The organism is Xenorhabdus budapestensis, assembly GCF_017743015.1.
In the GTDB taxonomy this organism is placed as follows: domain Bacteria; phylum Pseudomonadota; class Gammaproteobacteria; order Enterobacterales; family Enterobacteriaceae; genus Xenorhabdus; species Xenorhabdus budapestensis.
On the sequence record NZ_CP072455.1, the window covers coordinates 3,982,295 to 3,998,631 of the forward strand.

The window sequence follows — 16,337 nt, forward strand, 5'->3', positions numbered from 1 at the left end:
AATTTCTATTTGATTCAGCCAATGCCTTAATTTACGGTGGCAAAGTTTTGTTGCGTGATAAAACTGCCTTTGCCTGATGAGGGGCTTGGGTAATTTGGGTCAGGTTGAGGTGGATTCACAGTATTATTTATGGCTGGTGATTGAGGCGTAAACACGGTTGTAAATTTTTGCCCTTTGATAATTAAGGCGGCACCACTGGTACAGTGAAGGGCTTGCTGACTGCTATCTAACGCCGTGATAGTAATGGTGCCATTTCCCGGCGTCATATGGGTTGTTGTGGTATAAGTTGCAGAAACAGTAACCCGTTTCTCATCACCCAAAATGCAGACTTTTTTGCCGTTTACCTGAGCATGCCCTGTACCTTTGATTTTAACCAGACCGGGAATGTTCAACTTTCGACTGCCAAATTGAGGCTCAAACTGTAGCGTGTCACCGTCAACTACAATGAGTTCACTCATATTACCTCCATCCTCCGGTCTTCACTCAGCGCCAGTGTTCCTTGAATTTTCTGATTGATATCGCTTCCCCGCAGGCGATACATAATCTGAATTTGCAAGGTACTCTTATTATTTGGTGACTGACGAACCTGGATATCGGTAATATCTGCCCGTGATTCATAACGTAATACGCTGTCATGAATATGGGACTCAATTTCAGCAAACAGTTCGTTACGGATATTTTCAAACATAAAATCATTTAATCCGCAACCATAATTTTCACGCATCAGGCGTTCCCCCGGCTCAGTTTTGAACAGAATGTGCAAACTTTGGCGCACATCTGCTGCTCCTTCAGCCATTTCCACCCCCTTTTCAAGGGAAAACGCGGGAGGAAAAGCCCAACCACGACCATAGAGTTGTGTCAGTATTTGGTTTTCCATTGTTCACCTTTCACTGGGTAAGATTAATTTTGCCACCCTTGATCTCAACACTGTTTTTGCCAGACAGATTGAGCGATTTATCCATTTGGGCATTCATGGTTTGTGCTTTCAGCGTTAATTCTTTTTTCGTTGACAGGGAAATATCTTTATCCTGCTGGAGTTCTATTTGGTTTTCTCCTGCATTCATTTGGATTATTTTCTTTTTGCCATCAATCCTGATTTGTTGTTGAGTTTCTCCTTTTTTCACCACCAGCACTTTTTCTTGATTATCCTGGGTAGGTTCTAAAGGTGCTTTATTTTTCGGGTTGTGCATTGCGCCCAGAATCACCGGATAACGTGGGTCATTTTCAAAAAAGCCAACAATCACTTCGTCGCCGGGCTCTGGATAAAAACAGAAACCGCTTTCGTGGCTGGCGTAAGGTTTCCCCAATCTGGCCCATAAGAATTCATTCGGACGATTCAATACTGGCAGAATAATTGGAATGCGGTTCAGGGCTGCTTTGTCTTGCTGATATTTCGCGACTATTGCAATGTGGAGTTCGGTGGCATCGGGTAGCATCGGCAGGTGTTCCTGTTGTAGGCCAATGCTCAAAGTGGTTTCCCAGTCAATTCGTCGGTTAAAACGATGACGAACCGCAGTAATGCTTGCCGTTCCATCCAATTGTGCACCGAATCCGGTCAATTGAATGTTGTCCCCTAACTGATAACGTCCATTACCTTTAAGCAAGAACTCGCCTGTAACACCAGAGATACGCTGATTCAGCAACAGCCCCTGTGCCAAATAGCCACTTTCCTGAGTAGTTAACGGGCTGCTATAGCGAATGTCCCAACTTGTTTTATTTAAAGATGCCAGCCTGTCAGGGGAGAGAGCCGCTTTACCCACGGCAATACTGCTGTGGCGACCGCCTGATAATTCCTGTTGTTTGCTGATATCCCAACCACTGACTTCCAGCGAAGCAGGGTTAAGATGGTTATCAAACTGCCAATTGGCATCTTTGACGATGATATCTTTTTTCTCATCCCCGCGACTTTTCAGGGTATGGATTGGGTTAGATTTCAGGGATTCAGGCTGGACAAGCTGAACGCCTTCTGTCGTTGGCAACAACCACACGCCGGTTGCCGATAGACGGCACAACAGAAAACGCCAGTCTGAACAACGAAATTGCACCATTTGCTCATGTTTTTGATCTAATGCGGCTATCTGTTCAAAATGCGCCTTGATACCCGCCTGATTCAATAAGGTGTTCAGAATGTTTTTTTCGTTACTGGCCTTAAACAGTTGTGAGTGCTGAGTATCAACCATTAGCTGCAACCGATGTCTGATGACCAAAGTAAGCAATAATTGCTTGTTTTTGATCTTCAACGTGTTACGGGTAATCAGGCCATTGAACAGTACCGATTTCCTGCCACCATCAATTACTTTCAGACGCAAGGTTTTCCCTGCCTGACAATGAGCCAGTTCTGCTTGTACATCTGCTTGACTAAAAGCGGAAAGCGGCCTGTCCGGCAAGCTGAGTTTCAGCGTTGCACAAGGGATGCTGTTAACACGGTAATAGGTATCTACATCAACGGCGGCCAACAGTGACAGAACCTTGCCATCTGCAATGATTTTCAGTTGATGGCTCATCAGGTGTCTCCTCTGGTGGCCTGCAATATCTCACCCGGAGCAAATCCGTTAAGATTATCCAAGCCGTTTTGCCAAGCCAGCGTCAGATAATCGACACCACCAGACAGCGTTGAGGCTGTGCTGGCCGCCATCAGAGACAGTGAAACACCATCCTGTACCCGTAAGGCGATTTTCGCCGGTGATTTCAGGTTTTGCTCTGTCTCCTGTAAGACCAGACTTTCATCCGCCACCAATGCCAGGATGACCCGCGCCCGCAAAGGAGTAGCATCACGATCAAATAAGGTGTAATTGACCGATAAGCCTTTTACTCTGCCGGCAAAATAGCCGCGGTTTTCCCAACGCATTTTCCCCCATTTAATTTGCAGGAATCGCGTTTCATTACTGGTGGCATCTACGCTGCACAATTGCTTAAGCTGCATTAGCTGAGCTTCAACGGGAGTTTTGTTACCCGGCATTGTGGCGTCAAAAATCAACTCAAGGGATAAGCCTGCGGGCTTGGCCTGTACATAAATGCTGCTCTGTTTTTCGCTATTAATCGCCTGGGATTGTTGGTAATCCGTTTGGTAATCCAGTTGCAGGGAATCGGGGTTATATATAGCCTGAATGGTGCCTGCCCGTATTTTTCCTTCCCTGTCTTTATAAGCGTTAATGGTCAGCTTCGCTAAACCACGTTCTATTAAACTCATGGACGCCACCCTTCCTCATCGCGTAATGCCGCCAACACTTCGCGTTTAATTTTCTCAACCCAAATTGCTTCATCCAGACTTTCCTGGATCAAAGAATGGCCTTGTTGAACTGATCCAGTCGCTTGTGTTGGTAATATTGGTGCTGATGAAACCACTTTTGCCTGAATAATTAACTCTCTGATTTCTACTGTCATACTTTGACTCCCAACCAGCACATATCCTGATAGCGAAGCTCAAGGGTATTCACCAAGATGGCGTTACTGTTCGCATCAAAGTCGCTGGTTTGCCAGCGTACCGGTAAGGCGTTGCTCAACGTCCAACTGGATAAAGGCAGTGAATTTTCGTTTAACAGCATAATCACCACATCCGCATAAGCGATTTTCTCACCGCGCAATACCCGATCAAACATCCAGGTCAAAGGAGAAACGGTCATCACACCGCGCTCCAGTGTTAATGTACCGTGTTGGATCTTCTCGGCCAGATAGTTATTGCGGGCGTTCTCGCCGCCTTGACTGTGTTGAGTGATTTGAAGTTCACGGCTCAGACCAGAAATGTGTTGGAAACGGATATCCAGCGGATCAGGAATGCCATTAAAAATAAAACTCGCCATAAAGCGGTGGGATACCACAGGGGTGTAATAATCTTTCATTGTGCTCTTTCCTTCTAAGACAAAAGCGCTCCCGTTTGGGTATCAAACACTAAACTGATTTCGATAAATTCAGCGGGAGACAAAACGGCCAAGGCGACTTTCATGATCATTTTCCCGGCACGGATATCCTCTTCAATCATCGTTTCATTTACGCCTAACAACACAGTAAATGCCTCATCTTCCCGTGAACCGTACAAGCCGCCCTGTAACCACAGTTGCCGTAACCAGTTATAGCTTTGCCCCTTGCATTTCATCCACGTCAGTTCGTTATTGGGTTCAAAGACGTACATACGGGCTAATTGCGCCAAATGAACGGTAACATAAGAAACCAGACGTCGCGTTTGCAGGTAGCGCCACGGCGAGCTGTCCCTGTTTTCCAGTGTGCGGCATCCCCATACACGTATACCTTTGCCGGGGAAAGTGCGGATCACATTGAGTGAAGTGCCGTTGGCGTTAAATAGTGCACTCCCTTGAAGATAAGACTTAGCCGGACAAATAACTTGGGATAAGGCAATATTGGCTGGTGCTTTCCACACGCCGACTTCACTATCTGTGTGCTGGATAACTGCCGCAATGGCTGCGGTGGGAGAGAGCACGATATTTTGCGGGCTGGATATATCCTGATAAATGGTTTCCAGCCGAGGCCAATAAGCGGCTCCCCATTGGCGATACTCTGACGAGAGACCTTCCAGACATTGCCGGGCCTGTTTAACCTCATCCGGCGCATCCAGCAGCACAAAGAGATTGGCGTGGATCTGACTCAATTGCAGCAATGTCATCCAACCTTCAGACCACAAATTAACTAAAGTGTGTTGGTCATCAATCACACTGTCATTCAGTCGAGTGATATCCGGCGCCAAAATCAGGGTAATCTGCGTTTCACCACCAATGGCTTCTGCTACCGCATCAGAGCTTAATGCTGTCATCAGTGCTCCGGCTTCCGCTTGGGTTATGTTTGCTGAGGGCATCTTTCCTTGCAGCGGTAAGACAAAAGCCTGTTGCCCGCCATTATCGAAATAGTGCCTGACCGCCCACGCCATCAAATGATTGTCGCCAAATAGCCGGGTATATTCCGCCAGATTATCGATACGAACCGCGGTTTTTGCTTGTTGTGAATTGTGGGATGTATAGCCAATAAATACCGGTACTGCACTAGGTATCTCTTGCTGACCTGTAGTGATGATACTCTCTGTTAAGGTTACTCCCGGTTGAATTCTTTCCATCATCATCTCCTTTAATTGCGTGAGATAGGCACTGCTAATACAGTACCTGATGTTTAGTCACGGAGATTACTGAGCAACATCCTGCGTAAATTGCAGAACGATAAATTCAGCCGGTCGTACTGCGGCCAGACCTACTTTCATAATCATTTTGCCTTGTTTGATATCAGCATCAGACATGGTGATACCCTGACCAATATGGACAAAATAAGCTTCTTCCGGCCGATCCCCCATCAGGGCATTTTTTTGCCAGAGGGCATAAAGATATTGGTCAACGGCAACTTTGGCACGCATCCAGGTCGGTTGATTATTGGTTTCAAATAATACGGCTCGCAGTGCCTGGCGGATATCGCGTTCAACAGAATTGAACAAACGACGGACAGGAATGTATCGCCAGTGGGTATCGTTGATGTCGGTACAAGTACGGGCTCCCCAAACTATCAGACCACGATCAGTAAATGAACGGATGACATTAATGCCCTTGTTATTCATCTCGCCTTGTCGTTCGTCATCGACTTTATCCGTCAATCCTTTGATACCTGTAAGTGCAACGTTGGCTGGCGCTTTCCAGACACCACGCTGGTTATCTGTTTTACAATAAATTCCTGCAATAGCAGCACTTGGAGGAATGGTGAGGTTACGTTGCTGTTCCTGTTGCAATCTGGTATCAATTTTTTGTGCTAGCGTTTTATCTTTTTTCCTGAATTCATCCAGATTTTTCAGTTTATCTTTGCCTGATTCATCCTGATACCCACTGATAGTAACGTCCTTATCGTCAGGTAAGGCAGATAATTTCAGGTTTGTTTCCAACAGAGGATAATAAGTGGCAACCTTAGCGCCATTGCCTACACCAGGTGTCGATTCACCATTGTGGCTATCTGCAATCAGAAAATAACCCACTTTGTCATCATCCAACAGTGGGCTGACTGCACCATAGACTTTGCTTTTATAATCCTGATCCTGTTCTGGACAAACCAACAGAGTGATATCCCCTTTTTGTTCTATCACTTCGGGAATGGAGGACAGAGCCAAATCGTCACTAACATTGTTTAATGGGTAGATATAACAAGCTCCACCCCCATTTTGAAAATAGAGCCTCAAAGCTTCTACGGCTTGAGATAGATTGACTTCCTCAATATTGTGAATCCATTTTTTGGGTTCTTCTTCGGCTGCCGGGAGAGATTGAATTTTGGGATTTTCTTGGGTTTCAGTCTCTTTATTTTCGACTTTTTCTTTTTTGGTCTCTTCTTTTTTTATTGCGCCATCAGAAGAAGCTTCAAGACTAGAGCGGATGACAATTTCTGTCACTGGCGCCAAAGAAAAAGCGGAAGTAAATTCAAGCCAATTGCTGATACGAATACAGGCTTGGGTTGACATCTCAGGTTTTCGGGTAAATTTACCAATAAAAACAGGCACGGCAGTTGGACTGTTACTCACAGACAATGCAAGGGATGCATCTTCTTCAATATAAACACCGGGCACTTTTAAATTAGCTGGCATAATAATTCCTCATCAATGTGATTAACGCTGTTCTACATCTTGCGTAAACTGGAGGATGATAAATTCCGCAGGTCGAACAGCAGCCAGACCAATTTTTACTATCATCTGTCCTTGATTAATCTGTTCTGGCGTCATTGTGATCCCCTTGCCAATCTGCACGAAATAAGCCTCTTCTTCCTTGCTGCCAGCCAATCCCCCTTGTTGCCACAAGCCATGAAGATAGTTGCTGATCGCCGCCCTGACACGTTCCCAAGTTGGCTGGCTGTTAGGTTCAAACATGGCAAAGCTCATGGCACGCTTAACATCTCGCTCAACGGTATTAAACAGGCGACGTACAGGGACATAGCGCCAGTTGTCATCGTCTTGCAGTGTTCTTGCTCCCCAGACGGTAGCGCCGGTATTGCTGAAATTTCGAATCATATTGATGGCACGACCAGAGTTATATACGCCCTGAACTTCATCCGTGACCAGAAATGCAGGTTCCAGCCCCCCTTTCAATGCGATATTGGCGGGAGCTTTCCACACTCCACGGGATAGATCGACGGAGGTGTAAACTCCGGCTATAACAGCACTCGGTGGAATGGTCGTCTCAGCCCAATCAGCTTTCAGCCACGGGTAGTAAACTGCGGCGAACGCTGTGGCGTCATATTTGTTCTTAACTGTTTCCGCATTCGCGATAGTCAACGCTTCTTCAGGGCCATCAAAAATGGCAAATAACCCTTTTCCTGGTTGGCATAAAGTTGCTGCTGCTGTTTTAATATCTTCACCCGCAGCAACCAGCAAAGTGACATCATCTAAAGTTGGAATAAATTTTTCTAATCTCTGAGTTTTGATGAGGTAGCAGTAGCCTCCGCCATTGATAAAATACGCACGCAGAGAAACTGACAATTTATCCTCATTGTCAAAGTTGACCACCAGATTAAGATAATCCATCCAGGAATTAATTCGGAGTGCAGTATCTTCATTAAGATATTTATTTTCTTTGTTCACTGCAAAAACAGGAACGGCGGTGGCGCTATTAGATACAGATAGCGCCAGGCTATTTAATTCTTCAATATAAACGCCAGGATAACTGGTATCGGTTGTCATAAGAAATACCCTTATACGAAATGATTAACTATCAATGCTTCAGATAGCCTGCATAGTTACGCGATCGGCTGTCAGGGTAATTTCCTGAACGGCTATGTCATTGCTAGTGGCATCAAAGGAAGGAGAAGTCAGTGAGGTAGGAAAAGCATTAGCAACATTCCAGGTCATTAATAACTCAGTGCCTGCGTCATTGGTTAAGCTAATGGTAATATCTTTTTTCTCGACCTGATTAAGTTGGATAGAATTAATCCAGTCAAATAATTCAGTTTTGCCAGGAAAAACACCTTTACGCAGGGTAATATTAATAGGTTGACGCTGACCCGGCATTTTGAACCAATTACCCACGCCATCACGGTATTCAATGGTTTCATAATTAATATCAAGTCCTGAAACACTGTTAAATGGAATTTGCTCATTGCCAACGGAAACAAGGAAACGATAAGAGGGAATTGGATATTCAACTGAAATTTGAGATGTGCTTATAGACATAATAGCCTCTTTTTAAAATAAAAATAGTTATGATTAATCTCTTTGAAATAGGATGTAAGACTATATATTTGGAGAAAGCTACCGCCACAAAATGACAAGGAATATCATTTTGGAAATTTTTTGGGGCTATATCATGCTTACATCGATATTTATGATCGATACCTAAATAGATATTTATATCAATGATCATCGTGCCGAAAAATCTATAATGAGTATATTGCCAATAATGCAATTTGCTTTTTATGCAATTTGATTTATGTAATAAAAAATATTTTTGTTAATTGTTAATTTATAATGTTTAACATATGTTAAAAATAATATAATGAATAAAATATTGACAGTAAAAATAGAGTTAAGTGAAAAACTGCTATTATTAAGGTTATTCGGAAAGAGGTTATATGAAATGGAAAATACAGATGTGATTTCAAAAACCGGGCCTGAATTGGTATCTGCTCAAAGAACTATTTTTAAGATAACAATTCATTAAGCAGAGACACATAAATAAAATAGCAAACAAGTTATACAAGGCGCTGAGGTTCTGATTCATTCAGTGCAGTCAACGATAATTTCACCGGAACAGATTTAGAAGTTGGTGTACCAGTACCATTACCAATACTATCCATCGGCACTAACGGATTAGCTTCCGGGTAATAAGCCGCAAGGTTACCGCGAGGAATAATATAAGGAACGAGTTTAAAGCCATGCACTTTACGCTCAATACCGTCATGCCATATTGTCTCGATATCAACCATATCCCCTGCTTGGTATCCCAATTGAGCAATATCTTCGGGGTTCATAAACAAGACTTCCCGCTGGCCATAAACGCCACGATAACGGTCATCCAAACCATAGATGGTAGTGTTGTATTGATCATGCGAGCGTAAAGTCTGCAAAGCAAAAGGAACTTCAGCTCCGTCGATTTGTGGGAACAGTGTTTTCGGTAGTGGTGCGTGGCTAAACTGGGCTTTTTTACTCGGTGTTGGAAAACGCAGTTCTGCCGCAGCATTGCCAAGATAGAAACCACCCGGATGTTCACATTTTTTATTAAAGTCAGCAAATCCGGGAATAGTTGCCGCAATATGATCACGGATTTTGTTGTAATCTCCGGCTAATTCCAGCCAGTTAATTGTTGAGGTATTGCCCAAAACCGCATCGGCAATGCCTGCAATAATGGCAGTTTCAGAACGTTGAGTATCAAATAGTGGTTTATTCACCCCCTCGGAAGCATGCACCATACTGAAAGAATCTTCTACCGTCACAAACTGTGCACCACTGAGCTGGATATCCTGCTCAGTACGTCCCAATGCAGGCAGGATCAGAGCATCTTTTTTACCAGTAACAAGATGGCTTCGATTTAATTTTGTACTGATATGAACTGTCAAGTCGCAATGCCGAAGCGCTTCTTCTGCACGTGGGCTATCAGGCGCAGCAGCGGCGAGGTTTCCGCCTAAAGCGATCAACACTTTCACTTCATCACGCAACATAGCATCCAGCGCTTCCACGACATTATGACCATGGGTGCGAGGCGGTTCAAAACCAAAATGGTTTGCCAAACTATCAAGGAAATTTGGGGAAGGTTGTTCATTAATCCCCATTGTCCGGTTTCCCTGTACGTTGCTGTGACCACGAACCGGGCATACACCTGCACCGGGTTTGCCCAATTGACCAAACAGCAATTGCAGGTTTGTAATTTCACGAACGGTATCCAGAGAATGTTTGTGCTGGGTGATCCCCATCGCCCAGGTACAAATAACCCGTTCGGCGTTCTGATAAATATCAGCAGCCTCGCGTAATTGTGCCTGCGTTAAGCCTGATTGTTCCTCAATAAACGACCATTCAGTAGCAGCAACTTCCTGCAAATAAGCATCCACACCTTCGGTGTAGGTCGAAATAAAATCTTGATCAAAAATACCTGCTTCTCCGGCATTCGTAAGTGTGTTATGGGTTTCCAAAAGTGCTTTGACCATACCCCGCACAGCCGCCATATCTCCACCCAGTTTAGGTTGATAGTAGCGATGGCTAATATTACCCGCCATTAGCGTAACCACTTCGAGTGGTTTTTGTGGATCAGCAAAACGTTCTAAGCCACGTTCGCGCAATGTATTAAAGGTGACAATTCTGGCGCCGTGCTCAGCAGCATGCCGTAAACTATGCAGCATTCGTGGATGGTTTGTACCGGGGTTTTGACCAAATACAAAGATGGCATCAGCGTGATCAAAATCATTCAGACGAATAGTTCCCTTACCAACTCCCAGGCTCTTCAACAATCCATAACCACTTGCTTCATGGCACATGTTCGAACAATCCGGGAAATTATTGGTTCCCAATACCCGGCCAAATAATTGATATAACCACGAAGCTTCATTACTGGCTCGACCGGAGGTATACAGTTCCAACTGATTGGGGTTATCCATTGTCTTAATGTGTTTGGCGATAAGAGAAAAAGCCTGCTTCCAACTAATTGGTTCGTAGTGATCCGTTTTATGGTTATAATGCATCGGTTCAACGACTCTTCCTTGATATTCCAGAAAATAATCACTTTGTTGGTAGAGTTTACTAACGCTGTATTTGGCGAAAAATTCGTTGTCTACATAGCGACGGGTCGCTTCCCAGGTAACCGCTTTAGCCCCGTTTTCACAGAAACTGAAAAGACTTTTGTTATCATCTCCCCACGCACATCCCGGGCAATCAAAGCCTTTGGGTTTGTTCATGCGCATCAGGTTAACCATGTTTTTTAATGCTTGTTTACTATCAAAGACAAAGCGTGTTGTTGCCTCCAATGAACCCCAACCTCCCGCAGCAGCGCGATAAGGTTCTATTTTTGTTTTGAATTTCATAACAATCTCGATTTTTTAACATGGTGGTCAAAAAATTGGCCACGGATTGGCAGATGAATCAGAAACGACGAACTGATTTATTGTGATATTTATTCCGTTCTTATACAACGAGAAAACCGAATTGTCCCCCTATTGATAGTACTAATTGAAATTTAATAGAGATCACAACATCCAATAGAGCAAGCAGATTGGTGAAAATAAATACAATAAATAATAAGACGTTATCAAAGCAAGGTATTGCTTATTTTTAATTCATAACTGAGCGTTTTTTATGCTTTGAGCGGGAGGTACAAGTGTAATTTTTCTGTACACAAGTGATCTTCTCACGGTGCAAGTGATTCTGAGATTGCACTCAACAAACGGAAAAATTTACTAGGGGGGTGTATTACTTTTATTGATTCTACGAGCTTATACGTTTGCCATAACATCCGCATTCCCCCGTCATAAAGTCTTTGAAGGTGTAGAAAAACGAGGAAAAACCTCAATAGGATGGTTTTACAGTTTCAAGTTACACTCTTAAGAAAATGTGGGTGAAATATTGGAGTGTGATTATGGAAATTACCAAAAAATAAAGACGGTAAAATAATAACTAATTATTATGATGGCTATAGAGGCCCTAAATTTTTATTTCCCTTGAGGAACCTATGAAGCCTAGTTAATTCTAGGCTTCTGCTATTTTAGCATTCCAAAATTATCAACTCTAATCATACAATCCTTCCCTTTTTTCTATACCTTGGCATAGTTTTTAATCGAACTAGAATGTTGGCAGCGTCAGACATATCCCTTTCCGTTGTATTAATTCAACACATAACATATTATTTCGATTTAGGATCAAACAATGTTAATGCTCAAAAAATTAACCCAAGAGTATGGCAAATTACACACCAAAGGAAAATCTTAGAGTGTCATTTCACCTCCTATACTGCAAAATTAAACATGGACAGGATATCCCTTATTTATATCATATAAAATAATATCGTGGTGTAATATGTACTATCGTGATGAAATTGGTTGTTTGTTTTTAGATAAAAAAGATAAATTAGATTATTTCAGTCAGCAAAATGCCTTTATTAAAAATAAAGTCACTGCCCTTACTGTTTATAATAAAATGACCCAAAAAACACCATTATGGTTACGTCTGTCTTTTACTATAAGAGATAAAATCTCAAGTCTTGCAGGCGTTAAAAAAATTCACGGATTCTCTGGTGGGCACTTAAAAGAAACACTGCATAACGGAAGCCATATTGATTTTTTTAAAATTGTACGTATTAGTGATAATGAAATGTGTCTCTTGTCGAAAGATGTACACTTAACGGTTTTGATATCCCTGAACGTTTTCTCTGATGACAATCATGTAAACGGTTCCACAGCAACGGTGACAGCATCTGTAATTACCCATAGTTTTTTTGGGAAAATGTATATGATACCGGTATCTCTCACACACGGCATTATTGTGAAGAGTATGCTCTCTAAGGTTAAGTTCCCATAAAAACTTAATGACATATACAGGAAATATCTAAATAGGGAAACATTATCAACACAGTTTTCCACCGACTATGACGTTTTCCCCACAACAAACTCAACAACCACCGACTTTAGTCGGTGGTTGATTTCACAAGCAACTATGATATGTCCATTACGCAGGATGAAATACCAAACCTTATATGACAAAATAGATGCATGTCCCTGATTCCCTAATATCTGGAGGAGGAATACCCTAAGCGGTATTCACAGCACAACATGACCCAAGACCATTCACTACAAGATCATCAATTACAAGTAGAAGCCATTAAATGTGGCACAGTTATCGACCACATTCCGGCCCATGTTGGTTTTAAGTTATTGTCACTATTCAAACTCACAGAAACCGACCAACGCATTACTATTGGTCTAAATTTACCTTCCAATCAATTGGGTAAGAAAGATCTAATCAAAATTGAAAATACATTCCTGACAGAACAACAGGCAAATCAACTCGCTATGTATGCGCCACATGCAACTGTGAATAATATTGAAAATTACGTTGTCGTGAAGAAAATGCCAATCAACCTACCAGAGCAGATTGACGGTATCCTTGTATGCCCGAACGGTAACTGTATCAGTCATAATGAACCAGTAGAAAGCAGTTTCCGCGTCATGGAAGCCGCTAACGATGTTGTCGTCTGTTGCAAATACTGCGAAAAAGAGTTTGATCGTCAGGCTGTCATCAGCAACGATTAAAATCCCGCAGTTGATGCCGGGCAGAGGGGCACTATAATGTTGGCCTCACAAAAATTTTCTATTCTGACGTTAAACAGGAGTTTCTAATGTCACATTCCATTCATACCGACAATGCACCAGCCGCAATCGGCCCTTATGTTCAGGGCGTTGATCTAGGCAGCATGGTTATTACTTCCGGTCAGATCCCTGTAGATCCGAAAACGGGTGACGTTTCTGAAGATATCACGGCACAAACCCGCCAATCACTGGAAAACGTCAAGGCTATTATTGAACAGTCTGGCCTGAAAGTAGCGAATATCGTAAAAACTACAGTGTTTGTTAAAGATCTGAATGATTTTGCTACAGTGAATGCAGCCTATGAAGCATTCTTTACTGAACATAACGCGCCTTTTCCCGCTCGTTCATGTGTTGAAGTTGCTCGTCTGCCAAAAGATGTGAAAATCGAAATCGAAGCGATCGCAGTCCGCAGCTAATTCATAGCTCCATCAACCCTGATAACTCAATATCAGGGTTGGTATTCTCTCCTTTTGCCCCCCACTTCTCCTCAGAATAATTTCCCTTTTCTTTGTCTTAGATCAACTTATTGAATGGTATATTGGATAGAAAAACCCATATATTGTGCTTAAATATAAATAAATAACTATATATAGTGATTATACACAAGATTATCCACACCAAGCTAAAAACTGACCATCATGCAGTTTTAGTTTGTGGATAACATATTGAGGAACCCTATTGTGAAAACGGTTGTGATGCAGCACAGTGACCATACAGTTAATGTTGGGGAAAAAGCTCTCCACAAATGGCATGATCGACTAGATCAGGAAATCCGCGGCCTGATCGAACAGAGTGATCTGCCTTTACTCAATGAAAATGCCAATAAAGACGCTAAAGTGATCCCCACTCAGCGTGATTTACTGGCAGGGATCGTCGCCAGACAGTATGCCAAACAACATATGTTGCCGGGTGATGTTGTTCTGGCACATGAAAAAGGAGAAATTCACTATCATGATCTGGATTATGCCCCATTCTTCCCAATGTTTAACTGTATGTTAGTTGACTTACAGGGCATGCTGACCAAGGGTTTTAAGATGGGAAATGCCGAGATTGAACCGCCAAAATCGATCTCCACAGCGACTGCCATTACAGCCCAAATTATTGCACAGGTCGCCAGCCATATTTATGGCGGTACAACCATCGACCGTATTGATGAAGTGCTCGCTCCATTCGTTAAGGCCAGCTATAACAAACATTTGATCATCGCAAAAGAGTGGCATATTACGGATCACACAGCCTATGCTGAAGCCCGCACCGAAAAAGAGTGTTACGATGCTTTCCAATCTTTGGAGTATGAAGTGAACACGCTGCACACCGCCAACGGACAAACACCGTTTGTGACATTCGGTTTTGGACTGGGGACATCAAATGAATCCCGTTTGATTCAAACGGCTATTTTACGTAACCGCATTGCAGGCTTAGGCAAAAATCACAAAACCGCCGTATTCCCAAAACTGGTTTTTGCCATTCGTGACGGGCTGAATCATAAATTTGGAGATCCCAACTATGACATCAAATTATTGGCTCTGGAATGTGCCAGCAAGCGCATGTATCCAGATATTCTTAATTATGATCAAGTGGTTAAAGTAACCGGATCATTTAAAACGCCAATGGGTTGCCGTAGCTTTCTCGGTGTTTATGAAGAGAAGGGTCAACAAATTCATGCAGGGCGCAATAATCTGGGGGTAATAAGTCTGAATCTTCCCCGTATCGCGATTGAAGCCAAAGGCAATGAAATGCGTTTTTGGCAGCTACTGGAGCAGCGCCTGTTGGTTGTCAGACAAGCATTAATGACCCGAATTGAACGTCTTGAAAACACCAAAGCACGGGTTGCCCCTATCCTCTATATGGAAGGCGCTTGTGGAATAAGGTTGAAAGAGGATGACAATATTGCCGAAATTTTCAAACATGGGCGGGCTTCTATTTCATTAGGGTATATTGGTATCAATGAAACAATTAATGCGTTATACGGTGATCACATTCATCTATTTGACGATGAACAACGTCGCCAAAAAGCAATCGCTATCGTCAAGCGGTTACGCAAAGCGGTTGATACCTGGAAACAGGAAACCGGATATGGATTCAGTTTATACAGTACGCCAAGTGAAAGTTTATGTGACCGTTTCTGTCGCCTTGATGCCGCTGAATTTGGCGTGATCCAGGGAGTCACGGACAAAGGTTATTACACCAACAGTTTTCATCTGGATGTAGAGAAAAAAGTCAATCCCTACGATAAGCTGGACTTTGAAGCACCTTATCCCCCATTAGCGAATGGTGGTTTTATCTGCTATGGCGAATATCCCAATCTGCAACATAATGTGAAGGCATTGGAAGATGTATGGGACTACAGTTATTCCCGTGTCCCTTACTATGGAACCAATACTCCAATTGATGAATGCTATCAATGCGGTTTTACCGGAGAATTTTCCTGTATCAGCAAAGGGTTCATCTGTCCTCGTTGTGGTAATCATGATCCAGCGCATGTTTCTGTGATCCGACGGGTTTGTGGATATCTTGGCAGCCCTGATGCCCGTCCGTTTAACGCAGGTAAACAGGAAGAGGTGAAACGTCGCATCAAACATCTCAGTAACGAGCGAATTGGCTAATACTATGAATTACCATCAATATTATCCGGTTGATGTGGTGAATGGCCCCGGAACCCGCTGTACCCTGTTTGTGGCTGGCTGTTCCCATCAATGTCGTGGTTGTTATAACCAAAGTACATGGCGGACTAACTCAGGTTATCCGTTCACGCAGGCTGTTGAAGATCAGATCATTACTGACTTGAAAGATCTTCGCATCAAACGGAAAGGGTTATCATTGTCTGGCGGCGACCCTCTTCATCCCTCCAATACACCCGATATTCTCAAACTGGTCAAACGGATAAAGAGAGAGTGCCCGAATAAAGATATCTGGCTATGGACAGGTTATGTACTCCACGAGTTAAGCGGTCTCCAACAAGAAATTGTCAGTTATATTCATGTGTTAGTTGACGGGAAATTTGAACAGGCGTTGCACGACCCGGCGTTAATCTGGCGAGGCAGTAGTAATCAGGTTATTCACTATTTACGATAATTAATTACGAT

At 43.0% G+C, this 16,337-nt stretch carries 16 protein-coding genes and 1 pseudogene; 6 read left to right on the plus strand and 11 right to left on the minus strand.

The genetic code is table 11. From position 1 onward, the window contains the following. Positions 1-26: 26 nt before the first annotated feature. The 11 genes from HGO23_RS17540 to HGO23_RS17590 all read right to left on the minus strand — a co-directional run bounded on the left by HGO23_RS17540 (position 27) and on the right by HGO23_RS17590 (position 10,974). Positions 27-458: a hypothetical protein gene (locus HGO23_RS17540; RefSeq protein ID WP_099134323.1), complete on the minus strand. Its 432-nt coding sequence runs from the start codon at positions 456-458 to the stop codon at positions 27-29. After that, positions 455-877: a GPW/gp25 family protein gene (locus HGO23_RS17545; protein ID WP_099134322.1), complete on the minus strand. Its 423-nt coding sequence runs from the start codon at positions 875-877 to the stop codon at positions 455-457. The genes HGO23_RS17540 and HGO23_RS17545 overlap by 4 nt, the downstream gene beginning before the upstream one ends. A gap of 10 nt (positions 878-887) precedes the next feature. Then, the gene (locus HGO23_RS17550) at positions 888-2,504 is read right to left on the minus strand and encodes a phage baseplate assembly protein V (protein WP_209027380.1); all 1,617 of its coding nucleotides are present in this window, start codon (positions 2,502-2,504) and stop codon (positions 888-890) included. Continuing rightward, positions 2,504-3,190: a CIS tube protein gene (locus HGO23_RS17555; protein WP_099134320.1), complete on the minus strand. Its 687-nt coding sequence runs from the start codon at positions 3,188-3,190 to the stop codon at positions 2,504-2,506. Before HGO23_RS17555 ends, HGO23_RS17550 begins: the two co-directional genes overlap by 1 nt. Next, a complete protein-coding gene (locus HGO23_RS17560; RefSeq protein ID WP_209027381.1) occupies positions 3,187-3,384 on the minus strand; it encodes a DUF5908 family protein in 198 nt (65 codons plus the stop codon). The genes HGO23_RS17555 and HGO23_RS17560 overlap by 4 nt, the downstream gene beginning before the upstream one ends. Continuing rightward, positions 3,381-3,839 (minus strand): phage tail protein, encoded by a 459-nt coding sequence (locus HGO23_RS17565; RefSeq protein WP_099134318.1) that lies wholly within the window; start codon positions 3,837-3,839, stop codon positions 3,381-3,383. Before HGO23_RS17565 ends, HGO23_RS17560 begins: the two co-directional genes overlap by 4 nt. 14 nt (positions 3,840-3,853) lie before the next feature. After that, complete coding sequence (locus HGO23_RS17570) at positions 3,854-5,062, minus strand: phage tail sheath C-terminal domain-containing protein (RefSeq protein ID WP_209027382.1); 1,209 nt, start codon at positions 5,060-5,062, stop codon at positions 3,854-3,856. Between the two features lie 66 nt (positions 5,063-5,128). Beyond that, entirely contained in the window at positions 5,129-6,559 is a 1,431-nt protein-coding gene (locus HGO23_RS17575) for a phage tail sheath family protein (protein ID WP_209027383.1), read from the minus strand. 21 nt (positions 6,560-6,580) lie between these two features. Continuing rightward, entirely contained in the window at positions 6,581-7,648 is a 1,068-nt protein-coding gene (locus HGO23_RS17580) for a phage tail sheath family protein (protein WP_209027384.1), read from the minus strand. 39 nt (positions 7,649-7,687) lie between these two features. Then, entirely contained in the window at positions 7,688-8,137 is a 450-nt protein-coding gene (locus HGO23_RS17585; RefSeq protein ID WP_209027385.1) for a phage tail protein, read from the minus strand. Between the two features lie 518 nt (positions 8,138-8,655). Then, positions 8,656-10,974 (minus strand): FdhF/YdeP family oxidoreductase, encoded by a 2,319-nt coding sequence (locus HGO23_RS17590; RefSeq protein WP_209027386.1) that lies wholly within the window; start codon positions 10,972-10,974, stop codon positions 8,656-8,658. 384 nt (positions 10,975-11,358) lie between these two features. Between HGO23_RS17590 and HGO23_RS17595 the strand changes: the two are divergent. From HGO23_RS17595 to nrdG, 6 genes and pseudogenes are all read left to right on the plus strand, one after another. Further along, positions 11,359-11,488: pseudogene (locus HGO23_RS17595) on the plus strand (transposase); the annotation flags it as partial. Between the two features lie 474 nt (positions 11,489-11,962). Then, a complete protein-coding gene (locus tag HGO23_RS17600; RefSeq protein ID WP_099134312.1) occupies positions 11,963-12,463 on the plus strand; it encodes a DUF2867 domain-containing protein in 501 nt (166 codons plus the stop codon). A 251-nt stretch (positions 12,464-12,714) separates the two neighbouring features. Beyond that, complete coding sequence (pyrI, locus tag HGO23_RS17605) at positions 12,715-13,194, plus strand: aspartate carbamoyltransferase regulatory subunit (protein ID WP_209027387.1); 480 nt, start codon at positions 12,715-12,717, stop codon at positions 13,192-13,194. 86 nt (positions 13,195-13,280) lie between these two features. Continuing rightward, a complete protein-coding gene (ridA, locus tag HGO23_RS17610; protein WP_038261552.1) occupies positions 13,281-13,667 on the plus strand; it encodes a 2-iminobutanoate/2-iminopropanoate deaminase in 387 nt (128 codons plus the stop codon). A gap of 279 nt (positions 13,668-13,946) precedes the next feature. Next, positions 13,947-15,857 carry an anaerobic ribonucleoside-triphosphate reductase gene (gene nrdD, locus HGO23_RS17615; protein ID WP_099134602.1) on the plus strand — a complete coding sequence of 637 codons (1,911 nt, stop codon included), beginning with the start codon at positions 13,947-13,949 and terminating at the stop codon, positions 15,855-15,857. Positions 15,858-15,861: 4 nt separating this feature from the next. Further along, positions 15,862-16,326: an anaerobic ribonucleoside-triphosphate reductase-activating protein gene (gene nrdG, locus HGO23_RS17620; RefSeq protein WP_099134310.1), complete on the plus strand. Its 465-nt coding sequence runs from the start codon at positions 15,862-15,864 to the stop codon at positions 16,324-16,326. Positions 16,327-16,337: the final 11 nt, after the last annotated feature.